The organism is Acrocarpospora pleiomorpha, assembly GCF_009687885.1.
Lineage (GTDB): Bacteria > Actinomycetota > Actinomycetes > Streptosporangiales > Streptosporangiaceae > Acrocarpospora > Acrocarpospora pleiomorpha.
This window is the reverse complement of sequence record NZ_BLAF01000027.1, coordinates 49,253-75,348: the sequence shown is the minus strand read 5'-3', so window position 1 is coordinate 75,348 and position 26,096 is coordinate 49,253. Positions and strand designations below refer to the sequence as shown.

The following is a 26,096-nucleotide window of genomic DNA, read 5'->3' as shown; positions in this document are numbered from 1 at the left end:
CGCCCGCCGAGACCGTGCGACCAGGTCGAACTCACTCACCAATGTCCTCCAAGCGGGTCGCGGCGATGCGTACAGCGAGGCGTTCCAGCAGCGGGCCCGGCGTGGTCATGCAGACCTGGACATCGGGTTCGATGTCGGTCAGGGCGTATGCCTCATCGATGCCGGCCTTGCGGAGGGCCTCGTCTGAGATGGTGCGGCGGCCGCAGACGGCGACGACGGGGACGCCGTGGCGGGCGGCGGCGTTGGCGACGCCGATGGGGGCCTTGCCGCGCAGGGACTGGTCGTCGAGGGAGCCCTCGCCGGTGATCACCAGGCGGGCGCCTTGGACGTGGCGGTCGAAGTCCAGCAGGTCGAGCAGGTACTCGATGCCTGGGCGGATCTCGGCGTGCAGGAAGGCGAGCGCCGCGAATCCGACGCCGCCGGCGGCTCCCGCTCCGGGCTGCCCGGCCACGCCCATGCTGCGGACGACGCCGTCATGCTCGATCGCCCCGGCGAGCCCATGCGTGTGCGCGGCGACGGCAGCCAATCGGGCCAGCCCGGCCTCCAGGAGCTTCACCTGGTCCGGATCCGCCCCCTTCTGCGGCCCGTAGACGGCGGCGGCCCCGAACGGCCCGAGCAGGGGATTGTCCACATCGCTGGCGACCACGAACTCCAACCCGGCGACGGCATCGCTCGCATGATGATGCCCACTCCCAGCCTCATCCTCATGTCCCGAAATTTCGCGAATTCCCGCCATAAATCCGGAAATGTCGATTCGGGTGAGGTTGCGGAGTGCCCCTCCCCCGAATGGGAGATCGTTGCCCGCTTCGTCCAGGAATCGCGCACCAAGCGCCTGGGCCAGCCCGACGCCTCCGTCCGTGCACGCGCTCCCCCCGAGCCCGAGCACGATCCGCCGCGCCCCACCCCGAACCGCGTGCGCGATCAGCTCCCCCGTCCCGTAACTCGTCGCCGTCAGCGACGCGAGCCCTCCGGACAGCCTCCGCAGCCCGGACGCGTCGGCCATCTCGATGACAGCCGTCTCCCCCTGAATCGCGTACGAAGCGGCGACCCGCTCCCCCGTGGGCCCCGTGACCTCGACCTCCACGCGTTCGAACCCGCACGCCACCACGGCGTCCACGGTCCCATCGCCCCCATCCGCCACCGGCAGCGACACCGCCGGAACCCCCAGCCCGGCGGCGACGTGCTCCGCCACCTCCGGCGCGGTCAGCGACCCCTTGAACTTGTCCGGCGCGATGACGACGTGATCTCTCATGACGGCGACCTCAGACTCGGCAGCGGGTGACGCCTCATCATCCCGCCCCTGCCATAACAGCCCTGACGCAGCCCACCAGAATCGGTCCTGACGCGCCCGCCGATGCGCAAACCCGCCATTCAGTCACCACGATCGGCTTTGAAACGACGGTCACACGGACGCGACCCCGCCGGCGCTCCAGCTAGAACCCGACTCCAACCAGCCACCACGATCGGCGCAGCGGTTACAACCGATACTCCAGCGCTTCTACCAGCACTCACCGACGCGTCACCGCCCCACGATTCGACCATGCCTAGCTTTACAAAGTAGATCAACGACGAAGCCGCCCGGGTTCAGCTTCGGAGCAGCCGCTGATGTGCCATGGCTCCCCCCTCAGCAGCGGCTTGGTCGCTCACTGTGCGCAGTTCTCCGTCCTCGACCACGGTCCGCCCTCCGACGAAAAGGCGGGCCAGCGGCGGTGTCTGACCGTAGGCGAAGGCGACGACCGGATCGTCGATCGCCGAATAGAAGCCATCCACCCGCCACAACGCGATATCAGCGAGTTTGCCGGGCTCCAATGAGCCGATCTCGTCGGCCCGTCCGAGGCAGCGGGCTCCGCCCATCGTCGCCATCTCCAGCGCCTGCCGCGCGGTCAGCGCGGCCGGCCCGTACCGGGCCCGCTGGAGCAGCATCGCCATCCGGATCTCCCCGGCCAACGGCGTCATCTCGCTGGACGCCGCGCCGTCCACGCCGAGTCCCACTGGTGCGCCCGCCCGCAGCAACTCGCTGATCCGCGCGATCCCGGCCCCCAGCCGCCCGTTGGACGAGGGGCAGTGCGCCGTCCCCGTCCCGGTCGCCGCGAAACGCCGGATGTCCGCGTCGGTGAGGTGCACGCAGTGGGCCAGCCACACGTCCGGCCCGAGCCAGCCGAGCGACTCCAGATACTCCACCGGCAGCATCCCGAACTGCTCCCGGCAGTGCTCGTCCTCGTCGGCCGTCTCCGCGCCGTGCGTGTGCAGCCGTACCCCGAGCGACCGGGCGAGTTCGGCGGACTCCACCATCAACCGCCCGCTCACGGAGAAGGGCGAGCAGGGGGCGACCGCGATCCGCACCATCGACCCGAAGGAGGGGTCGTGATATTTCCGGACAGCGGCTTCGGTCTCGGCCAGGATCTCGTCACGCGTCTCGACGACCTCGTCCGGCGGCAGGCCACCCTGGGACTCCCCGCGGTCCATGGACCCGCGCCCGGGGTGGAACCGCAGCCCGACCTCCCGGGCCGCCTGGATCTCCGCGTCGAAGAGGTCCCCGCGCCCCTTCGGAAAAATGTAGTGATGATCGGACGCCGTCGTGCACCCCGACTTCGCCAGCCACCCCAGCCCCGCCGTCGCCGCCCCGTGCACGACCTCGGCGTCCATCCGCGCCCACAGCCGGTAGCTGGCCACCAGCCACTCGAACAACGTCCCGTCCGGCGCGACCCCCTGCGAGGCCCACTGGTACAGATGGTGGTGCGTGTTGACCAGCCCCGGCGTCGCCAGACACCCCCGCCCGTCGATCCGCTCCCCTTCCCCGGGGTACGCCCCTGACCCCACCGCCACGATCCGATCCCCATCAATGGCGATATATCCGGACGGAATCTCGGCCCCGATCACCGGCACGACGTACACGTTCTCGATGACGATCACGACGCGGCCTTCCTGGCGGCCGCCAGCCGTACCGCGTCGAGGATCTTCTCGTACCCGGTGCACCGGCACAGGTTCCCCGCCAGCGCCTCCCTGATCTCCGCGTCCTCCGGCACCCCGTCCGACGACGCGATCAGCGAGTGCGCCTGCACGATCAGCCCCGGCGTGCAGAACCCGCACTGCACGGCCCCGCACTCGACGAACGCGCTCTGCACCTGATCTAGATCGTCCCCGTCGGCCAGCCCTTCCACGGTGACCACGGAACGCCCCTCGGCCTGCCCGACGGCGACCAGGCAGGCACACACCGGCACACCGTCCAGATATACCGTGCAGGACCCGCATTCGCCCTGCTCACAAGCGTTCTTCGCCCCAGGAAGCCCCAGCCGCTCACGCAGCGCGTACAGCAGGCTCTCGCCCTCCCACACGTCGTCGGCGGTCATCGCCTCACCGTTGACGGTCACGTTCACCCGCATCAGGTCCCCCTGTATTCCGTCCAGGCCCAGCCAAGCGTGCGCCGCGCCATCACGGCCAGCGCGTGCACCCGGTAGTCGCGGGTCCCCCGCACGTCGTCGATCGGCGACGCGGCTTGGGCGACCAGCTCGCCGAACCGGCGCACGGTCTCCGGCGGCACGGAAGACCGCCCCTCCCAGTCCAACTCGCCTGCCAGGAACTCCTCGGCTTCACGGGCCCGGCGCGGGGTCGGCGCGGCCGAGCCGATGCCGGTCCCGACCGCGCGCCTGCCCGGACGCAGGGCGATCGCGAACGAGCAAACGGCGATCACCATCGCGTTCCTGGTGCCGATCTTGGAGAAGTACTGCGGCCCGTCCGCGTACGGCACCCGCACGGCGCGGATCAGCTCATCCGGTTCGAGCGCGTTGCGCTTGACCCCCGTGTAGAAGTCGCCGATCTGAATCATCCGGACACCGCGCACCGACTCGGCTTCGACGATCGCGTCCGAAGCGAGCAACGGCGGATGGCTGTCCCCCGCCGGGGAGGCCGCGCCCAGGTTGCCCGCCACCGTCCCCCGGTTGCGGATCTGCGGCGAGCCGACCGTCCGGGACGCCTGGGCGAGCCCCGGCAGCCAGCCGCCCAACTCGTCGATGAGCCGCGTATAGCTGACCCCGGCCCCGATCCGCAGCCAGCCGTCCTCGGACGTCCAGTCCCGGAGTTCGGCGATCGGGTTGAGGTCCAGCAGCGCGGCCGGACGCCCCTTGTCCAGATTGATCTCGACCATGACGTCGGTGCCGCCCTGGATGGGCGTGGCCTCCGGGCGGCCGGCCTTGACGGCCAGCGCCTCCGCCCAGGTGGTGGGTCGCAGAAAGTCCATGATCTAGTCCCAGGCCGGTCCGGCGCCGGGCGCGCCCTCGCGCAGCACCGCGCCCTCGATCAGCCCGTACGGACGGTCGGCCGCGATGAACACCTCACCGTCGTTGTCGAGCCCGAACGGCGACAGGTCAGCCAGGAAGTGGTGTTTGTTCGGCAGTTCGAGCCGGACTTCGGCGATCTCGGGGCATTCGGTGAGGACGCGGGAGCCCATCGCGTACAGGGTCTGCTGCAGGGACAGGCTGTAGGTGTCGGCGAAGGCCGCCATCAGGGCTTGGCGTGCTTTCTCGTAGGACTTGTCCCAGTCCGAGGTGCCGGAATGCCGCCACGTCGCCGTCACAGCCGTCGCCAGGATGCGGTCCCTGGTCTCCGGCAGGGTCGTGTACTCGTCCCGGACGAAACCCCAGAACTCGGAGTTGGTGGTGTTGAGCAGGACCAGATCCTTCAGCCCGGAGACCACCCACGCCTGCTCGCCGTCGTAGTGCACGACGCAGGTGCGGGTCTCGCGGCCGTTGCGGGCGAAGGAGTGGCCGCCGCGGCGGTCCCAGCCGTACTCGTCGATGGCCACCCGCGCCCGGTGGATGGTGGGCTGGGAGTCGACGAAGTGCCGGGCCAGCAGCAGCGCGAAGTCCTCGGCCGCGCCGATGCCGTGCTTCTTGGCGAAGGCGAACACGGTGTTCTTCTGCGTGTCGGTGGCCAGGATGGCGGCGTTGTCGCCGGACAGGTGCACCTCGGTCATGTCGCCGGACAGCGACGTGCTGACGTTGAGGTCCTTGATGTGGTGGGCGTCGCCGTGCTTGGTGACGCGGACAACCCGGGTCTCGGCCTTGCCGTACCGGTTCGGGCCCAGGACGAACAAACTAACTCCCCCGATATGTCGAGTAGCCGAACGGGCTCAGCAGCAGCGGGACGTGGTGGTGGGCGGTGGCGTCGCCGATCGTGAAGACGATGCTGACCTCGGGGAAGAACGCGTCCTCGCCGAGGTAGCCGGCCGTGTCGAAGACCAGCCGGTAGGTGGCCTCGTCCAGCTTGCCGGTCCACTCCCGGCCGAGCGGCGACCACTCCCTGATCCGGCCGTCCTCGTCGGTGCGGCCCTCCGCCAGCGGCACGAACCCGTGCGCGGCCCGGCAGGACAGGCGGACGAACACATCCTTGGCGGGACATCCGCGCGCGGTGTCGAGCACGTGTGTCGAGAGTGTCATCGGCCCACCCACAGCTTGGCCAGCCGGAGCTTGACGATCTTGCCGAGCTCGTCTCTGACGATCTTCCGTTCCACGTCCGGGTCGTTGGCGAGGCGGGCCAGCAGCAGGTCGAGCATCTCCTCGGCGGGGCGGCCGGTGGCGCAGATCAGGTAGACGTGGCCGAACCGCCGCTCGTACGCCTCGTTGCCCTGGCGGAGCGCGCCCAGGATGGCGGCGTCGGCGTGTGCCGTACCGGCCTGTTCCGAGCGGGACCAGGACGCCTCGCGATCGGCCCCGGCGGCGCGGTCCCCGATCCTGGGATGCGCGGCCAGCGCCTCCAGGATGTCATCCCAGCCCAGCCCGGCCAGCGCCGCCTCCCCCGCCGCCGTCAGGTCCCCCACCGTCCGGTACGGCGCGAGCGCCAGCACCGCGTCGGCCCACCGCGGGGACGCGCAGCAGGCGAGCAGGTCAGGGCGGCCGAATTCGCGCATGGGAGCAAGTAGACACCGGCCGGGCGGCCAGGGCTAGGAACCAGAACTCCGAGCCTGCGGCCCTGTCGCCTGGCCGGTTTTGTAGCTTGCTCCAACTACGCTGGAGCCCACTATGACGAACAATCCCATTGGCGGGCACGTGTCCGTCGCGGGCGGGCTGGCCACCGGCGGCCTGCGGTACGCGGCCGAGATCGGCGCCGAGATGATCCAGGTCTTCGTCACCAACCCGCGCGCGTGGGCGGTGAACGAGGGCATTCCCGCCGAGGACGCCAAGCTCCGGGAGGCGGGGCTGCCGGTTTTCGCGCACACGCCGTACATGGTGAATTTCGGTTCGCCGACCGAGGCCACCATGACGGGCTCGGTGACGCTGGTCCGGCACACGCTGCGGCGGGGCGCGGAGATCGGCGCGCGGGGGGTGGTCGTGCACACCGGGTCGGCGGTCAGCCAGACCCGGGAGGCGGCGCTGCGGCAGGTGCGCGAGCAGCTGCTGCCGCTGCTGGACGAGATCCCGGACGACGGGCCCGACCTGCTGCTCGAGCCGATGGCCGGGCAGGGGCAGATGTTGTGCGCGACCGTCCAGGATCTGGAGCCCTACCTGGAGGCGCTGGACTTCCATCCGCGGGCCTGCATCTGCCTGGACACCTGCCACATGTTCGCCGCCGGTCACGACCTGGCCGCGCCCGGCGGGGTGGCGAAGATGCTGGAGGAGCTGAACCGGGTGGCGCCCGGCCGGTTGAAGCTGATCCACGCCAACGACTGCAAAGACGTGTGCGGATCCAAGAAGGACAGGCACGAGAGCATCGGGGCCGGTCACATCGGCGCGCAGCCGTTCGCCGACCTGATGCGCCATCCGGTCGCGGACGGGGTGCCGCTCTGCATCGAGACGCCCGGCAAGGCCGACAAGCACCGCGAGGACATCGACCTGCTGAAGAAGCTGCGCGGGTGACGGGAACGCCCGCGGCCCCCGATCCGGCCTCCCCCCGTATGGCCGGATCGGGGCCGCCGCCGCGGGCGCTCCCGTCCTTCGCGCCGCCGCCCTACCCCCCCGAGTGAGGCCGGCGGCGCGGACTCGCGAGGCGAAACATTACGGCGAGTGATCAGAGGGGTGAAACCCGCTTCGGACGAGTGGTCGGAAGTTCGCGTTCTGCGGGTCCGGCTACCACGACGAGCGGCTTCCGGTGAGCGACGAGCGGTCGATTTCCGGAGTCGAGAGTTCCTCCGGCAGGTGCATCCTGGCCAGCAGCGCGGCCGTGCCGGCGGGCACCCGATGCCGCGTGACCAGCGAGATCGCCACCATGACCGCGAACGCGGCGGGCACCGCGACCAGCGCGGGATAACGCCAGAGGGGCGTGAAAGAGGGGCTGGCGAATCGCACCGCCACCAGCACGGCCGTCACCCCCGCCCCGGTGAGCAGCCCGGCCAGCGCGCCCGGCACGGACAGGCCACGCCACCACACGCCCAGCACCAGCAGCGGGCACAGCGTGGCCGCCGACAGCCCGAAGGCCAGCAGCACCAGCAGGATCGACGCCCCCGGCGGGCTGGCCCAGACGAGCACCAGCGCGCCGCCCGCGACCAGCAGAACCCCGCGCCGGAAGCCGCCCACGCCACCGTTGAACAGGCTGGTGGAGAGCGTGCCGCCGACGGCCACCAGCACCCCGCAGGAGGTCGCCAGGAACGCCGCGAAGGCTCCCGCCGCCAGCAGCCCGGTCAGCACGTCCCCGAGCCATCCTGGGGCCATCAGCGAGGGCAGCAGCAGGAGCACCTGGTCGGTGGGGATCCGGGGCGGCGCGTACCAGCGGCCCAGCAGGCCGTACACGGCGGGCATCACGGAGAACACGCTCAGCATGGCCAGCACCCCCACCACGGTACGGCGAGCCGCCCGCCCGTCCGGATTGGCATAGAAGCGCACCACGATGTGCGGCAACCCCATCACCCCCAGCGCGGAGGCCGTCAGCACGGTCACCAGGCCCAGCGTGGACGGATCACCGGCCCCGGCCAGCGTCTGCGTGACATACACCGGGCCCGACGGCGGATGGCTCGGACGGTTCCACCAGATCACCCCGAGCACGGCCGCCACCCCGGCCAGCGAACCCAGCTTGAACCAGAACTGCAGCGCCTGCACGCCGGTGCTGCTGCCCATCCCGCCCGCCAGCGCGACCACCAGCACGACGACGGTAACGGCCAGCCAGCCGGTCCACGGCGGCAGCCCGGTCAGCAGCCGCAACACCAGCCCGGCCGCGTGCAACTGAGCCACCAGGTGGACAAGACCGATGAACAGCACGAGCACGGTCACCACCCGCCGCACGTGCACCGAACCCAGCCGCCACTGGGCGAAGTCGGCCAGCGTGTACGTCCCGGACCTGCGCAGCGGCGCCACCACCAGCACGAGCAGCACGACGAACCCGGCCGCTGCCCCCACCGAATACCAGAGCATCGGCCGGCCGTGCGCCGCGATCAGCCCGACCAGGCCGAGATACACGGCGGCGGAGGTGTACTCCGAGCTGATCGCCGACGCGTTCCACCACGGCCGGACCGCGCGGGCGGCGACGTAGAAGTCCGCCGGGGTCGAATACCGCCGGGGTCGTATCGTGCCAACCGCCGCCGACGCCAGCAGCACGCACACCACCCCGGCCAGCGTCGCCACCACGGCCGCCCCCATCAGCCCTCCCGCTCCAGGGCCTCGGCGCGCTCCGCGCGGCGGACATGCCACCAGGCCACCGCCACCCAGATCGGCGGCACGCCCGCCCCCAGGATCACCCAGGTCGCGGCGGACCCGCGCGGAAGCACCGCCAGCAACACGGGCAGGGCCGCGAAGACGCCCGCCACCACCGCCAGCGTGCGCAGCGCCTCGCGGAGCTGGCGGCGCATGATCGAAGCCGTCAGGGCGTCGTCGCGCTCGGCGCGAGTCACTGCCCGTCCCCGCCGCGGTACTGGCGGACGAGCTGCTCGCGGACCTGGCGGGTGTGGCGGCGGCTGACCGGCAGGGTCTCGGTGCCCACCCGGAGCAGCGCCCGGCCCGCGTCGAAGCGGAGCTCGCTGACGTGCCGGGCGTTGACCAGCGTGCTGCGGTGGGCGCGGATGAAGCCGGAACCGGCCCAGCGGCGTTCCAGCGCGCTCAGCGACATCCGCACCAGGAAGCCGCCGTCGGCGGTGTGCAGCCGCACGTAGTCGCCCTGCGCCTCGGCATACCAGACCGCCTGCTGGGGGATGAAGCGGGTCCTGCCGCCCAGCTCGACGGGGATCACGTCCATGGCCCCCTCGTCGGCGCCGGGCGCGGCGATGGACGCCGACAGGCGGCGGACCGCTTCGGTCAGGCGCTCAGGACGCACCGGTTTGAGCAGGTAGTCCACCGCTTCGAGCTCGAACGCCTGCACCGCGCAGTCGTCGTGCGCGGTCACGAACACCAGCCGGGGCGGCGCGGGGAAGCCGCCGATCAGGCGGGCCAGGTCGAGGCCGTTCAGGCCCGGCATGCGGACGTCCAGGAAGACGCCGTCCAGCCGCTCCCCCGCGCCGATCATCTGGACCATGTCCTGCAGCGCCTTCACGCCGTCGGGGGCCGTGGCCACATGCCCCACCCGCGCGTCCTCGCGGAGCAGATAGGACAGCTCCGACAGCGCCGGCGCCTCGTCGTCAACGGCCAGAACACGCAGCATCTGCACACCGTGCCGCGCGCGCGGCGCGCGCGCAAGCGACACGCCAACATTCGGTAATCATTTGACTACAACGAGCCATGGGCCGGGCGGTATTTCGGCACCCGCAGCCGGATCCTGGTGCCCTTCCCCGGCGCGGTCTCGACCACGAGCCCGTAGGCCTGGCCGTAGATCTGCCGCAGCCGCGAGTCCACGTTGCTGAGCCCGATCCCGCCCTCGTGGTCCTCGGCCAGCACGGCCTGCACGCGGCCCGGCTCCATGCCCACCCCGTCGTCCTCGATCGAGATGTGCGCCTCAGGCCCGGCGTCCCTGATCACCACCCGCACCTCGCCCGGCATGCCATGCTTGATCGCGTTCTCCACCAGCGGCTGCAGGCACAGGAACGGCACCGGCACCGCCAGCACCTCAGGCGCGACCTGCACGCTGAACCGCAGCCGGTCGCCGAACCTGGCCCGCTCCAGCAGCAGGTAACGGTCCACGCAGGTCAGCTCGTCCGCCAGGGTGGTGAAATCGCGGGCCCGGCGCAGCGAATACCGCGCGAAATCCGCGAAGTCCACCAGCAGCTCCCGCGCCCGCTCCGGATCCGTACGGACGAACGACGCGATCGTCGTCAGCGAGTTGTACACGAAATGCGGGGAGATCTGCGCCCGCAACGCCCGGGTCTCCGCAGCCACCGCCCGCCGCCGCGACTGATCCAGCTCGGCCAGCTCCAGCTGCCCCGACACCCACCGCCCGACCTCGATCACCGTCCGCACCAGGGGCGCGGTGACCTCCGCGTCGGACGCGACCAGCGCGCCCACCACCCGCCCGGCCACCACCAGCGGCACCACCACGCCGCCGTCCACCAGGTGGGTCCGCCCGCTCGCCAGCACCGCCCGCGCCCCGGCCAGCGCCTGCGCGTCACCCGGGCGCCGCTCCCCCGCCCCCGCGAGCACCTGGTCGGTCGAGGTCACCACCAGCGACGCCGTCCCCAGCAGGCACCGCAGATGCCGGACGGCCTTGCGCGCCGACTCCCGGCTCAGACCCGTACGCAACGAGGGCGCGGCCCGCCCCGCGACGCGCAACGTGGCGAACGCGGCCGGCCCGCCCGCCGGGGGCCTGCGCCGGGAGACCCAGAACCCGGACAGGCCACAGAGCGCGCACACGAGTAACCACACGGTGACGAACACGCGGGCCACCGTAGCGGCAGGCGGCCCGCTAGGGCGGTCCCTCGCCCGGGTCCTCCTGATATGAGTACCGCTGCTCCCGCCAGGGGTCGGCGATGTTGTGGTAGCCGCGCTCCTCCCAGAAGCCGCGCCGGTCCTCGGTCAGGTATTCGATGCCGCGCACCCATTTGACGCTCTTCCACGCGTACAGGTGCGGCACGACCACCCGGACCGGGAACCCCCGCTCGGGGGTCAGCGGCTTGTCGTCCAGGTCGGTGGCGAACAGGGTGGTCTCGCGGTCGAAGTCGCTCATGCGGAGGTTGGCGCTGTAGCCGTACTCCGCCCAGACCATGACATGCCGCACGCCGGGCGCGGGGGGCACCGCCTCCAGCAGGGCGCGCGCCGGGATGCCCGCCCACTCATACCCCATGATCGAGAACTTGGTCACGCAGTGGAAGTCGGCCATCACGGTAGTTCGCGGCAGGGCTGAGAACTCCTCCCACGTGTACGCGGGCGTCTGTCCGCCGGCCGTGGCGCCGAAGACCTGGAAGCGCCACGTCTGCGGCCGGAACGCCGGCACTCTGCCGTAATGGATGACCGGCCTGCCGCGCGGAATGTACTGCCCGGGGGGCAGGCGGCTCTCCTCCTCAGGAAACTCCGGCACCCGCCCATCCTGCCATCCACCGGAAAGCTCCCGCCCACCGGGTCATTTCCCGCCATCTCACACGGTGATCACTCACTGGTCCGGGCCGGAGGGGGTGCGATATATTTCTCCCATGCATAGCGTTTTCGCGTTTTGGTATGGCGACGGACCCGTGAGGACCGGTCGCCACCGCGTGTTGCGCTAGCAGCCAACGGCGAACGAAAGCCCCGGGTCCGGATCGGACTCGGGGCTTTCCGCGTATGAGGAGAGAAATCATGGTCATCGTCATGGCCCCCACGGCCACCGCCGAGGACATCGAGGAGATCGTCTCGCTGGTCGGCACGGCGGGGGGTGAGGCGTTCGTGTCGCGCGGCGTGAGCCGTACCATCATCGGGCTCATCGGGGATGTCGAGCGGTTCTTGGCGCTCAACCTGGGCGGGCAACGCGGGGTCGCCGAGGTGATGCGGGTGTCGACGCCGTTCAAGCTGGTGAGCCGGGAGAACCATCCGGAACGGTCGACGATCCGGGTGGGCGGGGTGCCGATCGGTCCTGACACGGTCACGCTGATCGCGGGGCCGTGCGCGGTGGAGACGCCGCAGCAGACGCTTGAGGCCGCCCAGATGGCGAAGGCGGCGGGGGCGTCTCTGCTGCGCGGGGGCGCGTACAAGCCGCGGACCTCGCCGTACGCGTTCCAAGGGCTGGGCGAGGCGGGCCTGCGCATCCTGGCGGACGTGCGGGAGCAGACCGGGTTGCCCATCGTGACCGAGGTGATGGACGCCCACGACGTGCCGCTGGTGGCCTCCTACGCGGACATGCTCCAGGTCGGCACCCGCAACACGCAGAACTTCGCGCTGCTGCAGGCCGTCGGCAAGGCCGGGAAGCCCGTCATGCTCAAGCGCGGCATGAGCGGCACGATCGAGGAATGGCTGATGTCCGCCGAGTACATCGCCCAGCGCGGCAACCTCGACATCGTCCTGTGCGAGCGCGGCATCCGCACCTTCGAGACCGCCACCCGCAACACCCTGGACGTCTCCGCGGTCCCGGTCGCCCAGCGCCTGTCCCACCTGCCGGTCGTCATCGACCCGTCACACTCCGGCGGCCGCCGCGACCTGGTCCTCCCCCTCACCCGCGCCGCCATCGCGGTCGGGGCCGACGGCGTCATCATCGACGTGCACCCGCACCCGGAGCAGGCGCTGGTGGACGGCCCGCAGGCGCTGGTCGACGGCGACCTGGACGAGCTCGCCGAGATCATGCGCACGTTCCCGCCGCTGCTGGGCCGCACCCAGGTCTCGCACGTGCTGCCCGCTTGACGATCCCTGGCCCCGCTTCGGCGGGGCTCAGGCGTCGAGCTTGTACGCCTGGATGGAATCGGCGAGCTGGGAGGCGAGTTCTTCGGCGTCCAGGCGGCGTTCGATGAGCTTGAGGTCTTCGATCTTCGCGGCGAGTTCCGGGTTCCTGGCGGCCAGGAGGGTGCAGCAGTCCTCGTCCGGGAGTTCGGAGATCTCCAGGGTGCCGATGCGGCGGGCCTCGGCGATCACCTCGGCTTTGTCCAGGCCGATGAGCGGGCGCAGGATGGGCAGGTCCACCGCGCTCTCCTGGGCGACGATGTTGGCCATCGTCTGGGAGGAGACCTGGCCGAGGGAGTCGCCCGTGATCAGGGCGCTGGCCTTGTGGCGGCGGGCCACCTCGGCGGCCGTCTTGAGCATCAGGCGGCGCTGGGCGATCATGGCCAGGCGGTCCTGGCCCGAGGCGCGGATCGACTGCTGGGCCTTGCCGAACGGGACCACCCAGAGGCGGGACTTGCCCTGGAAGGCGTCCAGGCGGCGGACCAGGGCATACGCCTTGTAGATCGACTCCGAGGTGGTGAACGGGATGCCGGAGAAGTGCAGGAAGTCCACCCGCAGGCCGCGGCGCATCATCCGGTAGGCGGCCACCGGGGAGTCGATGCCGCCGGACATCAGGACCAGGCCGCGGCCGCTGGAGCCGACCGGGAGCCCGCCCTGGCCGGGGCGGCCGTTGGTGTAGAGGAAGACCTCGTCGCGGTCGACCTCGATGGAGACGGTCAGCTCGGGGTGGCTGAGGTCGACGGGCAGCCCGTACGCGTCGTGGAGTTCGCCGCCGACGAGGCGGTCGAGCTCGCTGGAGCGCAGCGGGAAGCGTTTGTCGCGACGGCGGGAGCGGACCGCGAAGCGGGCCCGGCGGGCCACCTCGGGGGTGTCCCTGACCAGTTCGAGCGCGGCTTTGGTGACCACGGAGGGGTCCTTGGCGACACGCCAGGCCAGGTGGACCAGGACGATGCCGGGGACCTCGCTGACCCTGGCCGCGACCGCCTCGGCGATCTCGACGCCGGTGCCCTCCGGCAGGAAGAGCGCGACCACGCCGTGGCGCTGGCGGATGTCGACCTGGTAGTCCTTCAGGGCGTATTTGATGTTGGCCCGCAGCCGCTGCTCGAAGACCTCGCGATTCCGGCCCTTGAGGATGATTTCGCCAAGCTTGAGGAGCACACAGGGCTCGCCCAGCGCGGTCATGGTCATTGCTGCGTTCCTCCGGAGGGTGCGACCTTCCTACTTTAGTCCAGGTCGGCCAGGCCCTTTTCGATCGCGTATCGCACCAGCTCCACCCGGTTGTGCAGCTGGAGCTTGCTCAGCGTGTTCTGCACGTGGTTCTGGACGGTCCGGTGGGAGAGCACCAGGCGTTCGGCGATCTGCCGGTAGGAGAGCCCTTTCGCGACCAGCCGCAGGATCTCGGTCTCCCGGTCGGTGAGGCGCGGCCCGTCGTCCTCGGCGGCCTTGGGCTGCGCGGCCAGCCGCCGATATTCGCCCAGCACCAGCCCGGCCAGGCCGGGCGTGAACACCGCGTCCCCGTCCGCGGTCCGCTTGACCGCGTCCAGGAACTCCTCCCGACTCGCCGATTTCACCAAATATCCGGACGCGCCTGCTTTGACGGCTTCGAGGACGTCGTCCTGCTCGCCGCTGGCCGACAGCACCAGGACCCGGGGCGGATGTTCGGAGGCCCCCAGCCCGCGCGCCACCTCGACCCCGGGCAGGTCGGGCAGCTGCAGATCGAGGATCACCAGCTCCGGCCGGACCGCCGCCGCGATGCGCAGGGCCTGCCGCCCCTCCCCCGTGGTCGCGACGATCTCATAGCCGGCCTCGCCGAGATCCCGGGCCACGCCCTCACGCCACATCGGATGATCGTCCACCACCATGACCCTCATATCCGTCACGATAATGGCACCGACATCTCGATCTCGGTCCCGTCCGGTGAGGAAAGGATGGTGACGTTCCCGCCGAGGTCGGCGACCCGGCCCCGGATCGACTGCGAGACCCCGAGCCGCCCGTCCTTCGCCGCCTCCGCCAGCCGCCCGTCGGGGATGCCGGGCCCGTCGTCGCGGACGGTCACGATCACCCGGTCCGGTTCGCTCTCCACCAGGATCCAGGCGCGGGCGTGCTCGCCGCAGTGGCGGCGCACGTTGTCCAGCGCGTTGCCGACGGCGGCGGTGAGCTCGTCCACGGCGCGCGGGGAGAGCGGCACCGGGTCGGCGGGGGTGGCCACGGTGACCTGGGCCGAGCCGTACCGGCGCAGGGCGTCACCCAGGTCGGAGCCCTGGTCGGAGCCCTGGTCGGAGCGGGCGGCCGGCGCGCGGCGGGCGGGAACGAAACGGCGGCGCGAGCGCAGCGAGCGGTCGGGGCGCGGGCCTGAGCGGACGAGCTCGCGCAGCACGGCCTCCTGCTCCCCGGCCAGGCGGCCCAGGTCGGCCGCCTCGCCGCCGATCTCGGCGCCGCGCCGCTGGACCAGCGCCAGCACCTGGAGCACCGAATCGTGGATGCCCCGGGCCAGGCGCTCCCGCTCTCTTCCGGCGGCCTCGATCTCGATGGCCCGCTGCATGCGCTCCTCGGCCTGCTTGGCCAGCCGGGCCACGTGCCCGATCACGATCCCGGCCATGAACAGCAGCACCGCGCCGTTGACCGGCACCGCGGCCAGGTCGAAGCCGCGCACGCCGCGCAGCCACAGGTCGGCCACCGACATCACGGCCGCCGCGACGCCGCCGGCGCGACGCCCGGAGTACACGCCCCAGGCCAGGACCGGAGCGGCCACCCAGGTGGCGGTGATCGGCATGGTGTTCGCGGTGGCCTGGGGCCCCTGGACGTACACGGTGGACAGCAGGCAGGCGGCGCTGAGCAGCAGGTCGAACGTGAGCAGCGGCCAGCCGCGCAGAGCCTCGGTGGAATAGGCGTAGGTGGTGACGGCGGTCCAGACGGCCATCACCCCGATGACGATCCACCCGGTCACCGGGTGGGCGTATCCGCCCGACTGCACCAGCAGGATCGCCGCGTATCCCAGCGACGCGATCCGGAAGACCGCGATGGCCCGCCAGAAAGGCCCTTCGATCCCCATCGCCACGCTCCCAATGTACGGCTCCGACAGATCATCCAAACAAATGGACAATGATCACATAAAGCCGCGGACATCATTTGTCGCCGAGAAGTATGACAAAACGTAATCAATCACAGCGACATTGGGCACTTTCGGCTGCCATAATCCAAAATTCAACCGTAAAAAAGGAGCATGTATGTCCCATATCAACCACTTCGCACATGGTTGGGTGACGCCGGTACTCGCCTACCTGATGTCCGTGGTTGGATCGTTCCTCGGACTCCTGCTGACCTCGCGGGCCCGATCGGCCGAGGGTCCGGCGCGGGTGCGCTGGCTCGTCGGCGGCGCGCTCTCGATCGGCGGCACCGGGATCTGGGTCATGCATTTCATCGCGATGATGGGCTTCGACGTCCCCGGCACCCTGATCCGCTATGACGTGCCGCTCACGATCGGATCCTTCGTGATCGCCGTCGCGGTCGTCTTCGGCGGCCTGCTGGTGGTCTCGCGCGGCGGCGGCCAGCCGCTCCCGCTGCTGCTGGGCGGCCTGATCACCGGCGTCGGCGTGGCCGGCATGCACTACACGGGCATGTTCGCGATGAACATGTCCGGCCAGGTGAACTACGACATCCTGGTCGTGGCGATCTCCGTGCTGATCGCCATCGTGGCCGCGACCGTCGCCCTCTGGTTCACCCTGCGCGTCGAGGGGGCGCTGGCCACCATCGGCGCGGCTCTGATCATGGGCGTCGCGGTGAACGGCATGCACTTCACCGGCATGTACGCGATGAGCGTCCGCCTCCAGGACGGCCTGTCCACCGGCGGCGCCGAGGCGATCGACTTCCTGCTGCCGCTCCTGGTGGGGATCAGCCTGCTGACCGTGGGCCTGCTGCTGGCGGTGCTGCTGTCCCCGTCGGCGGCGGAGCTGCGCGAGGACGCCGCCATCCTGGCCCGGCTGGAGAGCCGCCGCCAGAACCGGACCCTGCCGCCGCCGGTCCGGGAACCCGCGCGCGACGACTCGCTCTTCACCCCCAGAAACCAGTAGGCCCGCGCCCGTGAAACCGGGCGCGAGCCGTAAGTTCGATCTAGCCGAAGAAGACCTCGGCCTCCTCGTAGCGGTGCGGCGGAACCGTCTTGAGCTCGGCCGTCGCGGCGTCCAGGCCCACCCGGACGATCTCGGTGCCCTGCAGGCCGACCATCTTGCCGTAGTCGCCGTCGTGCACGGCGGTGATCGCGGCCAGGCCGAAGCGGGTGGCCAGCACCCGGTCGTACGCGGTGGGCGTGCCGCCGCGCTGGATGTGGCCGAGCACCGTGGTCCTGGCCTCCTTGCCGGTGCGGCGCTCGATCTCCTGGGCCAGCCGCTCGCCGACGCCGCCCAGCCGGACGTGCCCGAACGCGTCGAGGTCGCCGGTCTGGACCGCCATCTGCCCCTCGATCGGGTGCGCGCCCTCGGCCACCACGATGATCGGCGAGTAGCGGGTCTTGAAGCGGGACTCCACGTACTCGCAGACCTTGTCGATGTCGAACGGCTTCTCGGGGATGAGGATCACGTTCGCCCCGGCGGCCATGCCGGCGTGCAGCGCGATCCAGCCCGCGTGCCGGCCCATGACCTCGCAGATCAGCGCGCGGTGGTGGGACTCGGCGGTGGTGTGCAGGCGGTCGATGGCCTCCATCGCGATGTTGACGGCCGTGTCGAAACCGAAGGTGTAGTCGGTCGCGTTCAGGTCGTTGTCGATCGTCTTGGGCACGCCGACGACGTTCACGCCCCGGTCGAAGAGCTGCTTGGCGACGCCGAGCGTGTCCTCACCTCCGATGGCGATCAGCGCGTCCACTCCGTGGGTCTCAAGGTTTTCCTTGATCCGCTCGACGCCACCCTCGATCTTGATCGGGTTGGTCCGCGACGACCCCAGGATCGTGCCACCGCGCGGCAGGATGCCACGCACCGCCTGGACGTCCAGCGTCATCGTCTCGCCTTCCAGGGGACCTCTCCAGCCGTCCCGGAATCCGACGAACTCGTGACCGTAGACGCCGGCGCCCTTCCGCACCACCGCGCGGATCACCGCGTTCAGGCCGGGACAGTCCCCACCACCGGTGAGCACTCCAATACGCATGTCGGGTTCCTCCATATGGGTTTACGCGGCCAGACTGAGTCGGGACGCTGACGGGAGGCATTCTGCCTCCTGGTGACAACAATGGTCTAGACCAAAAAGTGAGGCTCCGTGGGTGTTTTGGCGATAGACGCTGGTACGACCGGGGTCACCGCCCTCGTGGTGACCGAGGACGGGCGAATCGACGCCCGCGGGTACGCGGAGTTCGCTCAGCACTTCCCGGAACCCGGGTGGGTGGAACACGCCCCCGAGGAGATCTGGCAGGCGACGCTCGCAGCCTGCCGTACCGCGCTTGACCAGGCAAGTACCCCGCTTCGGTGCGTCGGAATCACCAACCAGCGGGAGACGGCGGTGCTCTGGGACCGGCGTTCGCTGGCCGCGCCGCGGCGGGCGATCGTGTGGCAGGACCGGCGATCTTCGGCGATCTGCGCGCGGCTGCGGGAGGCCGGGCACGAGCCGCGTGTGACGGAACTCACGGGGCTGCGGCTCGATCCGTACTTCACGGGGACCAAGCTGACGTGGCTGGCGGAGAACGATCCGGTGGACGGGGACCCGGCGATCGGGACGGTGGATTCCTACCTGATCGCCCGGCTCACGGGCGGCGCGCGGCATGTGACCGATCCCTCGAACGCGTCCAGGACCCTGCTGTACGACATCGTCGCCGGCGCCTGGTCGCCCGAGCTGTGCGAGCTGTTCGGGGTGCCGATGGATGCGCTGCCGGAGCTGGTCCCCAACTACGGGGAGATCGGGCGGACCGATCCGGATTCGTTCCTGGGGCTCGACCTGCCGATCAGCGGGCTTGCGGGCGACCAGCAGGCGGCCCTGTTCGGGCAGACGTGCTTCACCCCAGGCGACGTGAAGTGCACCTACGGCACGGGCTCGTTCATCCTGGTCAACACCGGCGACCAGGTGGTCAGGTCGGACGCGGGACTGCTCACGACGGTCGCCTGGGAGGACCCTTCCGGCAACCGGACGTACGCCCTGGAGGGCTCGATCTTCGTCACCGGTTCGGCGATCCAGTGGCTCAGGGACGGGCTCGGCATCCTGGACACGGCGGCCGCGTCGGAGGCCGTGGCGGGGTCGGTGCCGGATTCCGGCGGGGTGGTCTTCGTGCCCGCGCTGACCGGCCTCGGCGCGCCGCACTGGGACCCGGAGGCGCGTGGCACGATCTTCGGCCTGACCCGGGGGACGACGCGGGCGCACCTGGTCCGCGCCACCCTGGAGGCGATCGCGTTCGAGGTGCGCGACATCGTGGCGACCATGGACGTCAGGGTCATGAAGGCCGACGGCGGGGCCAGCGCCAACGACCTGCTCATGCAGCTGCAGGCCGACCAGCTGGGCATCCCGGTCGAACGCCCGGTCATCCAGGAGACGACCGCGCTCGGCGCGGCCTTCCTGGCCGGGCTCGGGGTCGGCGTGTGGGCCTCCCCCGAGGAGCTCCGCAAGACCTGGCACCTGGATCGGCGTTTCGACCCCGGCGCCGACGACGGCACGGCCTACGCCCGCTGGCGGCGCGCCGTGGACCGCTCACGCGGCTGGGCCTGACCCCACCACGCAACTCGGCGAACCGAGGGCGATCACCGCGCCGGTCGGCTCGGGCACGCCGTCGGCCAGCCGGAACTCGGCGACCTCGCCGGAGTGCTGGTTGGCGACATACAGCTTTCCGTCCGCGAACGCGAAGTGCCGGGGCCAGGTTCCTCCGCTCGGCACCTCGGCGAGCAGCTCCAGGGTCTCCGGATCGAACACGGAGATCGTGTTCGGCCCCCGGTTGCCGACGTAGAGGTGCTCGCCGTGCAGCTCCAGGTGCGAGGGGTAATTCTGGAGGTCCGTCCGGGTCGCGGGGGTCCGCGCGAGCTCTTTCCAGTCCGTGTCGTACGCCCTGACCATCCCGTCCAGCTCCCCCACGACATACCACCGGTCGTCACGGCAGTCCATGTGCCGGGGGCCTGAGCCGGGGGTGAGCCGCACCGGCGGCAGGACCTCGACCTCGTCGTCCACCCGGTAGCGCCGGATCTCGTCGGTGCCCAGGTCGCTGACGTGCAGGATGTTGTCGGGGTCGAAGACGGCCTGGTGGGCGTGCGGGCCGAGCTGCCGGTCCTGGTCGGGGCCGGAGCCGTGGTGCGGGAACTCCAGGGCGGGGCCGGCGAAGCGGCCCTCGGCGTCGAGGCGGTGCAGGCTGAGCACGCCGTCCATGTAGTTGGACACCGCCAGCCAGGCGCCTGCGGGGTCGACGGCGGCGTGGCAGGGGGAGGCGCCGCCGCTGGACCGCGATTCGACGGTCTCGAAATCCTGGACGATGGAGATCCGGCCGTCGTCGATCTCGCTCACCACGTACAGCACGGGCAGTTTCGGATGCGCGGCCAGGAACGAGGGAGCGGTCACCGGGATCTCCCCGACTACGGCGAGCTCGCCGTCCACCATGGAGACCTTCGACTCATAACCACCGACATACACACCCACGCAGAGCTCCTTGTTTCGGCCGACAGGCCCGCACATTAGCCCACCGCGGCAATCCAGGCTATCGTTGCTTCAAGCAACGAATTCGTTGGGGAGAGCAATGAATATGATCGCCGAGGTCCGGGCCTTCAATCGCTTCTACACGGCAGTGATCGGGATGCTCCGTTCGGGGATGCACGATTCGCCCTACTCGCTCACCGAGGCGCGGGTGCTGTTCGAGCTCAACCGATCCGCCGCGGAGGTCGAGGTGGGCGAGATCAAGCGTCTGCTCGAGCTGGACGGCGGCTACCTCAGCCGGGTGCTGGCCCGGCTCGAAGGCGACGGCCTGATCCGGCGCGAACGGTCGGCGGCCGACGCCCGCCGCCAGGTGGTCACCCTCACCGCCCAGGGCCGCGATACCTACGCCCACCTGGACGAACGTTCCGACGCCGAAGTCAGCGCCCTGCTCGACGCCCTCCCCGAGCGCGACCGGACCCGCCTGGTGGCCAGCATGGGCACGATCCGCGAGATCCTCGGCGAAAAACCCGACAAAGCCCCCTATGTCATCAGACCTCCGCGCCCCGGCGACCTCGGCTGGGTGGTCTCCCGCCACGGCGCCGTCTACGCCCGCGAGTACGGCTGGGGTCCCGACTTCGAGGCCCTGGTCGCCCGCATCTGCGCCGACTTCCTCGACAACCAGACCGACCCCGGCCAGGCGGGCTGGATCGCCGAAGTCGACGGCCACCGCGCGGGCTGCGTCTTCTGCGTGCGCAAGGACGCCACCACCGCCCAGCTCCGCCTGCTCCTGGTCGAACCCTCGGCCCGCGGCCTCGGCATCGGCTCCCGCCTGGTCGAGGAATGCCTCCGCTTCGCCCACGACACCGGCTACCAGTCCATCATGCTCTGGACCCGCGACCCCCTCACCTCCGCCCGCAAGATCTACGAATCCGCGGGCTTCAAACTCACGGGCGAGGAGCCCGGCAAAGGTTTCATGGAGCAGTTCTGGGAGCGCCCGCTCTGATGGGAGGAGCGGCTCAGGTGCGGAACGGGCCGGTGACCTCGTAGGTGACGCCGGAGCGGTTGGAGCCGGTGGTGCCGCGCTGGGAGGAGAAGTAGAGGCGGTCGCCGTCCGGGGCGAAGGCCAGGCCGGTGATCTCGGATCTGCCGTGGCCGACCAGACGGAGGAACGGGGCGACCTCGCCGTCGGCGGTGATGATGTTGATCTCCATGTTGCCGCCGTCCTCGGCCACGAACAGGTCGCCGGAGCGGGAGACGTACACGTTGTCGACGCCTTTGAGGGGGGCGTTGGCGTCGTAGAGGATGGAGAGCTCGCGGGCGGCGGCGTCGTAGGCCCAGACGCGGTTGTCGCCTTTGGTGGTGAAGTAGCAGAAGCCGCCCGAGTAGTAGCAGCCTTCGCCGCCGTTGAAGCGGATCGCGTCCTCGACCTGGTCGCGGGTGGGTTCGTACGACGCGGACGGGTTGGGGATGCGCCGCCACCGGACAGACCCTGGGCCGTCGCCGACCATGACCTCCAGGACGCCGGTGGTCAGATCGCCCCAGTCCTCCGGGCGGAACCGGTAGAAGCAGCCGTCCGGCTCGTCCTCGGTCAGGTAGACGACCTCACGGTCGGGGTCGCAGGCGGCGGCCTCGTGCTTGAAGCGGCCCATGGCGAGGCGGGGGGCGGCGGCGCGGTAGCCGTACGGATCGCATTCGAAGACGCGCCCGCGGACGGTCTCCTCGCAGGACAGCCAGGTGTTCCACGGGGTCGCGCCCCCGGCGCAGTTCCGGTCGGTGCCGGACAGGATGCGATAGCCCGTCTTGATCGTGCCGTCGGGCCCGAAGCGGAGCGCGGAGACGCCGCCGACCACGGGGACCTCGGAGTTGGAGACGTAGATCCAGCCGTCGCCGTCGGCGAAGCAGGCCCCGCCGTCGGGGGCGGGATGCCAGGTCAGGCCGCCGACGCGCTGCCCGGAACGGCCGACCACCCGGCTGGTGAAACCTTCCGCCAGGGCGATGGCGTTCTTGTCGGGTTTGGCCAGCGCGCCGTAAGGCCCCTTGCCGCGTACGGCCGCGCGAGCCGCCGCCGAGGGAGTGGGCGTCGGGACGGCCGAAGGCGTGGCGGCGGGGGCGGGCGCCGCGCAGGCGGACCGCCAGAGTGAGCCGGTGAGCGCGGCCAGGGCCCCCGAGCGGACGAACGTGCGGCGCAACATAATCTCCTCCCACTACGGCACGCTACGCGCGACGGGTCCCGCCAGTCGATCGAACCCGCATGAACGCCCGGGGAATCCGCACGGTTCTCGGACCCAAACTTTGCGCAAACCGTGGCCGCCCCCCTGGTGAACGGCCCCTACAGTGATCGCCGAGATGACTAGCGCCATCACCGACAGGACCAGCGCGCCCACCATCACCAGGCGGAAGGCGCTGGTCTTCCTCGACCCCGACGAGCCCGGCCGGCGTGCCCCGGAACCGGCGCGGCGACTGGTGAGCGCGCTGCGCTCCTGCGGGTTCGAGGTGGACGCGCCGCAGAGCCTGGACAGCCGGGACCACCAGCGGCTGAGCACCTTCCTGGCCGAGGGCGCGCCCGGCGACCTGCTGCTGGTGCGCTGGCCGCGCACGGCGCTGTGGAGCGGCAGCGACTTCACCACGCTGATCCGCGGCTTCGGCGCCAGGGCCGGGGATTCGGCGGCTTCGGCACTGCTGATGGTGGTCGACTTCGGCTGGATCGGCGGCGCCGCCGCGGACGATTCCACGGTCAGCACCCTGCTCACCCCGCCGGGCGTGGCCGCCGCCGCCCTCACCACGGGCCTCGCCATCGGCGCGGAGGTGCGGCCCGGCGGCCTCTCGCTGACCGAGGTGGTGGCCACCGGCCTGCTCGACGGCGCCACCGACCTGGACCGGGACGGGGTGATCTCGGTCGGCGACCTGCTGGCGCACGCGCTGGCCGTGTTCGGCGAGCACGCCGAGTTCCAGCCGCACCTGCTCACCTCGGCCGAGGGCCTGGAGATCGCGGTCGCGCTCACCCCGCCCGCCCCCGGCTCCGGCATCCCGCCCGAGCTCGCGCCCGCCCGCGACCGGGTGGGCGGCCATCCCCCGTCCGCCGAGCGGCTGGTCGGCATGGTGTACGACGAGTATCTGGGCGCGGACGCCCAGGCGCTGCTGCGGCGCGGCTCGCTGCTGGCCGACGACGAGGAGCTGACGCCGGAGGTGGCCGGGCTGCTGACCGGCCGCCCGGAGGCGCGGGCCGAACTGGCCGAGTGGCGGCTGCTCGGCACGGGCACGCCGTTCGCGCATCCGAGCGTGGCGGAGGCCGGGCGGGCCCGGCTCACGGCGGCCGAGCTCGACGAGGTGCCCGGCGTGCTGCGCCGGTGGCGGGCCGGCCGCCGGACCGTGCAGCCCCGGGCCCGGCTCACCCCCGACCGCTGGACCATCGACGACGACCTCGGGCATCGGGTGTACGCGGAGGCGATCGCCGCGTTCGTCCGCCATCCGGAGACCAGGCCGCCGCTGACGATCGGCATCAAGGGGCCGTGGGGCACCGGCAAGACCTCGCTGATGCGGATGATCCAGAACGATCTGGACCCGGGGGCCGCGACCGGGAACCCGGGGCCGATCCAGCTGCCCCGGCCGCTGCCGGCCCGGCCACCGTCGCGACTGTTCAGGCTGGTGGGACGGCTGTGGCCCGGCCCCGACCGGGTGACCAATGCCGAAGTCCGGAACTGGGCGAAACGGCCGCCGGAGCCGCCGCCCGAGGCGGTGTCCGGGGCGAGCGGGTGGCGGCCGACGGTGTGGTTCAACCCGTGGATGTACCAGAACGGGGAGCAGGTGTGGGCCGGTCTCGCGCACGAGATCATCACCCAGGTCACCGCGCGGCTGCCCCGGGCCGAGCGGGAACGTTTCTGGCTGCGGCTCAACCTGGCCAGGATCGATCGGGAGGCGGTCCGACGGCGCGCCTACCGGCTGGCGGCGCTGCGCCTGGTGCCCGCCGCGCTCGGCCTGGCCATGGCGCTGCTGCTGGCGGGCGCGTCCCAGCTGGCCACGCCGCTGCTCCCGGCCCTGGAGGGCACGGCGGCCGCGATCTCCTCGGCGGGCGCGCTGGCCGCGGTGGCCACCGGCTGGGTACGGCTCGCGCGTTTCTTCACCGAATCCGCCGACACCGCCTTCACCGCCCTGGTACGCCCGCCCGACCTGTTCGCGCCCCCACCGGAGACCGGCGACCTGCTCGCCGAGCCCGGATACAGCGCCAGGACCGGCTTCCTGCACCTGGTCCAGACCGACATGCGCCACGTGCTCGGCCTGGTGGCGACGGAGGAACGCCCGCTGGTGGTGTTCGTGGACGACCTGGATCGGTGCTCGTCCGGCACCGTGGCCCAGGTGATCGAGGCGATCAACCTGTTCCTGGCCGGGGAGTTCCCCGACTGCGTCTTCGTGCTGGCCATGGAGCCCGAGGTGGTGGCCGCCCACGTCGAGCTGGCCTACCGCGACCTCACGGAGTCGATGCCGGAGAGCCTCCGCCAGGGCATCGGCTGGCGGTTCCTGGAGAAGATCGTGCAGCTCCCGCTGTCAGTGCCGCTCCTCGCCGACGACACCCGCCTACCGGCATATGTCCGATCCTTGATGGGAATTTCGGACACACCACGCATGTCCGAAATGCGGATGCCGCAGCAGCAGCCGCAGAACCTCGACCAGGAGCTGGTGGCCCGGCTCGAGCACGCGATCCGCGCCCGGCGGCCCCAGGCCGACACCCTCGACTCGATCGCCAGGGCCACCCAGCACGTGGTCGGCGCGCCCGCCGAGACCGCGGGGACGCTGGGCGGGCTGTGGCGGGAGACGCGCGCCGCCGCCGACCGGGTCTTCGACGACCTGTACAGCGACGAGAACGCCTACCGCGCGATCGAAGTGGCGCTGCCCGCCCTGTCGGCGAGCAACCCGCGCGAGCTCAAGCGCTACGTCAACGTGTTCCGCTTCTACTCGTTCGTGACCTACCGCCAGCGCCTGGCCGGGGAGCGCCCGGCGAGCGACGCCGAGGTGGCCAAGCTGGCGGCGCTCACCGTGCGCTGGCCGCAACTGCTCTCCCTGCTGACCCGGGAGACTACGCTCGACCTGCTGGAACAGGCCGCACGCTCGGACGAGTGGGCGGAAACCGCCCAGCTGGTCGGCGTACCGGCGGAGGCGAGCGCGTCTCTCCGGGCGCTGCTCGCCTCCGGCCCTCCGGTCGCCGATCTGGCCAGGCGCCTGCTCTAACGCTGGGCCTGGATCATCCAGTGGTGCTTCTCCAGGTCCCGGGTGAGACCGATGAGGAGATCCTGGCTGACCGGGTCGGGCCGCTCGGTGGCGTCGATCCGCTTCCGCATCCGCCGGATGATCGACTCCAGGATGTCGGTCATCGCGGCGATGACCTTGCCGTCCTCGATCGGCCCGGCGTCCAGGTGCGGCACCTGGCTGTCGTTGGCGATCGTGGTGGCGCGCCCGTCCGGGCTGACGCCGATGGCGACGGCCCGCTCGGCGACGAGGTCGGCCGTCTTCCTGGCCATCTTGACGATGTCGTCGAGCTGCAGGTGGATCGGGCGGAAGAAGCGCCCGGTGAGGTTCCAGTGCGCCTGCTTGCCCACGAGCGACAAGTCGAGGAGGTCGAGCAGGGCACCCTGCAACGCCTCCCCGGTGATCTTCTTGTTCTCGGCGGTCAGAAGGCTGGTAATTGGAGCCATGCTTGTTCCTTCCATCGAGATTGAGGGTTATTCGAAAGGAGCCCGGCGCGGTTCGACGAGTCGCTCCGACCGCTGGGACGCCACGAGGGCGAACTTTCGAATAACCCTCATTGACCTATAACGGTCAACCCGA

At 71.0% G+C, this 26,096-nt stretch carries 25 protein-coding genes; 6 read left to right on the top strand and 19 right to left on the bottom strand.

What is annotated here, in order from left to right; all coding sequences use genetic code 11:
• Positions 1 to 31 precede the first annotated feature (31 nt).
• From Aple_RS24055 to uraD, 7 genes are all read right to left on the bottom strand, one after another.
• Positions 32 to 1,252, bottom strand: coding sequence for a glycerate kinase (locus tag Aple_RS24055; RefSeq protein ID WP_155346945.1), 1,221 nt, complete (start codon positions 1,250 to 1,252; stop codon positions 32 to 34).
• Between the two features lie 332 nt (positions 1,253 to 1,584).
• Positions 1,585 to 2,913 carry an 8-oxoguanine deaminase gene (locus Aple_RS24050; protein ID WP_246264737.1) on the bottom strand — a complete coding sequence of 443 codons (1,329 nt, stop codon included), beginning with the start codon at positions 2,911 to 2,913 and terminating at the stop codon, positions 1,585 to 1,587.
• Positions 2,910 to 3,383 (bottom strand): (2Fe-2S)-binding protein, encoded by a 474-nt coding sequence (locus Aple_RS54640; RefSeq protein ID WP_155346943.1) that lies wholly within the window; start codon positions 3,381 to 3,383, stop codon positions 2,910 to 2,912. The genes Aple_RS24050 and Aple_RS54640 overlap by 4 nt, the downstream gene beginning before the upstream one ends.
• Positions 3,383 to 4,237 (bottom strand): FAD binding domain-containing protein, encoded by an 855-nt coding sequence (locus tag Aple_RS24040; RefSeq protein ID WP_155346942.1) that lies wholly within the window; start codon positions 4,235 to 4,237, stop codon positions 3,383 to 3,385. The genes Aple_RS54640 and Aple_RS24040 overlap by 1 nt, the downstream gene beginning before the upstream one ends.
• 3 nt (positions 4,238 to 4,240) lie before the next feature.
• Positions 4,241 to 5,092, bottom strand: a complete 852-nt coding sequence (gene pucL, locus Aple_RS24035; RefSeq protein ID WP_155346941.1) for a factor-independent urate hydroxylase — start codon at positions 5,090 to 5,092, stop codon at positions 4,241 to 4,243.
• A gap of 1 nt (position 5,093) precedes the next feature.
• Positions 5,094 to 5,435 (bottom strand): hydroxyisourate hydrolase, encoded by a 342-nt coding sequence (gene uraH / locus Aple_RS24030; protein WP_155335348.1) that lies wholly within the window; start codon positions 5,433 to 5,435, stop codon positions 5,094 to 5,096.
• Positions 5,432 to 5,905 carry a 2-oxo-4-hydroxy-4-carboxy-5-ureidoimidazoline decarboxylase gene (gene uraD, locus Aple_RS24025; protein WP_155346940.1) on the bottom strand — a complete coding sequence of 158 codons (474 nt, stop codon included), beginning with the start codon at positions 5,903 to 5,905 and terminating at the stop codon, positions 5,432 to 5,434. Before uraD ends, uraH begins: the two co-directional genes overlap by 4 nt.
• 112 nt (positions 5,906 to 6,017) lie before the next feature.
• Between uraD and Aple_RS24020 the strand changes: the two genes are divergently transcribed.
• Positions 6,018 to 6,851, top strand: a complete 834-nt coding sequence (locus Aple_RS24020) for a deoxyribonuclease IV (protein ID WP_155346939.1) — start codon at positions 6,018 to 6,020, stop codon at positions 6,849 to 6,851.
• A 210-nt stretch (positions 6,852 to 7,061) separates the two neighbouring features.
• Here Aple_RS24020 and Aple_RS24015 read toward each other — a convergent pair whose 3' ends face one another.
• The 5 genes from Aple_RS24015 to Aple_RS23995 all read right to left on the bottom strand — a co-directional run bounded on the left by Aple_RS24015 (position 7,062) and on the right by Aple_RS23995 (position 11,364).
• Complete coding sequence (locus tag Aple_RS24015; protein ID WP_155346938.1) at positions 7,062 to 8,564, bottom strand: sodium:solute symporter family transporter; 1,503 nt, start codon at positions 8,562 to 8,564, stop codon at positions 7,062 to 7,064.
• The gene (locus tag Aple_RS24010; RefSeq protein WP_155346937.1) at positions 8,564 to 8,815 is read right to left on the bottom strand and encodes a hypothetical protein; all 252 of its coding nucleotides are present in this window, start codon (positions 8,813 to 8,815) and stop codon (positions 8,564 to 8,566) included. The genes Aple_RS24015 and Aple_RS24010 overlap by 1 nt, the downstream gene beginning before the upstream one ends.
• Positions 8,812 to 9,558, bottom strand: a complete 747-nt coding sequence (locus Aple_RS24005) for a LytR/AlgR family response regulator transcription factor (RefSeq protein WP_155346936.1) — start codon at positions 9,556 to 9,558, stop codon at positions 8,812 to 8,814. Before Aple_RS24005 ends, Aple_RS24010 begins: the two co-directional genes overlap by 4 nt.
• Positions 9,559 to 9,623: 65 nt before the next feature.
• Positions 9,624 to 10,724 (bottom strand): sensor histidine kinase, encoded by a 1,101-nt coding sequence (locus Aple_RS24000; protein ID WP_218038492.1) that lies wholly within the window; start codon positions 10,722 to 10,724, stop codon positions 9,624 to 9,626.
• Between the two features lie 28 nt (positions 10,725 to 10,752).
• Positions 10,753 to 11,364 carry a sulfite oxidase-like oxidoreductase gene (locus tag Aple_RS23995; RefSeq protein ID WP_155346934.1) on the bottom strand — a complete coding sequence of 204 codons (612 nt, stop codon included), beginning with the start codon at positions 11,362 to 11,364 and terminating at the stop codon, positions 10,753 to 10,755.
• A gap of 254 nt (positions 11,365 to 11,618) precedes the next feature.
• Here Aple_RS23995 and aroF point away from each other — a divergent pair, with 254 nt between their 5' ends.
• A complete protein-coding gene (gene aroF, locus Aple_RS23990) occupies positions 11,619 to 12,653 on the top strand; it encodes a 3-deoxy-7-phosphoheptulonate synthase (protein ID WP_155346933.1) in 1,035 nt (344 codons plus the stop codon).
• 27 nt (positions 12,654 to 12,680) lie between these two features.
• Here aroF and thiI read toward each other — a convergent pair whose 3' ends face one another.
• Genes thiI through macS form a run of 3 tightly spaced genes read right to left on the bottom strand, consistent with a single transcriptional unit; the run spans position 12,681 to position 15,741 of the window.
• The gene (gene thiI, locus Aple_RS23985) at positions 12,681 to 13,877 is read right to left on the bottom strand and encodes a tRNA uracil 4-sulfurtransferase ThiI (protein ID WP_155346932.1); all 1,197 of its coding nucleotides are present in this window, start codon (positions 13,875 to 13,877) and stop codon (positions 12,681 to 12,683) included.
• Positions 13,878 to 13,912: 35 nt separating this feature from the next.
• Positions 13,913 to 14,560, bottom strand: a complete 648-nt coding sequence (locus Aple_RS23980) for a response regulator (protein WP_155346931.1) — start codon at positions 14,558 to 14,560, stop codon at positions 13,913 to 13,915.
• Between the two features lie 5 nt (positions 14,561 to 14,565).
• Complete coding sequence (gene macS, locus Aple_RS23975) at positions 14,566 to 15,741, bottom strand: MacS family sensor histidine kinase (RefSeq protein WP_155347010.1); 1,176 nt, start codon at positions 15,739 to 15,741, stop codon at positions 14,566 to 14,568.
• A 175-nt stretch (positions 15,742 to 15,916) separates the two neighbouring features.
• Here macS and Aple_RS23970 point away from each other — a divergent pair, with 175 nt between their 5' ends.
• Positions 15,917 to 16,759, top strand: coding sequence for an MHYT domain-containing protein (locus Aple_RS23970; protein ID WP_155346930.1), 843 nt, complete (start codon positions 15,917 to 15,919; stop codon positions 16,757 to 16,759).
• A 40-nt stretch (positions 16,760 to 16,799) separates the two neighbouring features.
• Here Aple_RS23970 and Aple_RS23965 read toward each other — a convergent pair whose 3' ends face one another.
• The gene (locus tag Aple_RS23965) at positions 16,800 to 17,825 is read right to left on the bottom strand and encodes an ATP-dependent 6-phosphofructokinase (RefSeq protein WP_155346929.1); all 1,026 of its coding nucleotides are present in this window, start codon (positions 17,823 to 17,825) and stop codon (positions 16,800 to 16,802) included.
• A gap of 108 nt (positions 17,826 to 17,933) precedes the next feature.
• Between Aple_RS23965 and Aple_RS23960 the strand changes: the two genes are divergently transcribed.
• Complete coding sequence (locus Aple_RS23960; protein WP_155346928.1) at positions 17,934 to 19,367, top strand: FGGY family carbohydrate kinase; 1,434 nt, start codon at positions 17,934 to 17,936, stop codon at positions 19,365 to 19,367.
• On the opposite strand, the gene Aple_RS23955 is transcribed toward Aple_RS23960, so the two are convergent.
• On the bottom strand, positions 19,350 to 20,282 hold the full coding sequence (locus Aple_RS23955; RefSeq protein ID WP_170321635.1) for a lactonase family protein: 933 nt from the start codon (positions 20,280 to 20,282) through the stop codon (positions 19,350 to 19,352). The two genes, Aple_RS23960 and Aple_RS23955, sit on opposite strands and share 18 nt — an antisense overlap.
• Positions 20,283 to 20,385: 103 nt before the next feature.
• Between Aple_RS23955 and Aple_RS55610 the strand changes: the two genes are divergently transcribed.
• Positions 20,386 to 21,279 (top strand): bifunctional helix-turn-helix transcriptional regulator/GNAT family N-acetyltransferase, encoded by an 894-nt coding sequence (locus tag Aple_RS55610; RefSeq protein ID WP_281361606.1) that lies wholly within the window; start codon positions 20,386 to 20,388, stop codon positions 21,277 to 21,279.
• A gap of 13 nt (positions 21,280 to 21,292) precedes the next feature.
• On the opposite strand, the gene Aple_RS23945 is transcribed toward Aple_RS55610, so the two are convergent.
• Positions 21,293 to 22,468: an alkaline phosphatase PhoX gene (locus Aple_RS23945; RefSeq protein WP_155346925.1), complete on the bottom strand. Its 1,176-nt coding sequence runs from the start codon at positions 22,466 to 22,468 to the stop codon at positions 21,293 to 21,295.
• 154 nt (positions 22,469 to 22,622) lie between these two features.
• On the opposite strand from Aple_RS23945, the gene Aple_RS23940 reads away from it, so the two are divergent.
• Positions 22,623 to 25,499 carry a KAP family P-loop NTPase fold protein gene (locus Aple_RS23940; protein ID WP_155346924.1) on the top strand — a complete coding sequence of 959 codons (2,877 nt, stop codon included), beginning with the start codon at positions 22,623 to 22,625 and terminating at the stop codon, positions 25,497 to 25,499.
• Here the strand turns inward: Aple_RS23940 and Aple_RS23935 are convergent.
• A complete protein-coding gene (locus Aple_RS23935) occupies positions 25,496 to 25,963 on the bottom strand; it encodes a Dps family protein (RefSeq protein WP_155346923.1) in 468 nt (155 codons plus the stop codon). The genes Aple_RS23940 and Aple_RS23935 overlap by 4 nt on opposite strands.
• Between the last annotated feature and the right edge of the window lie 133 nt (positions 25,964 to 26,096).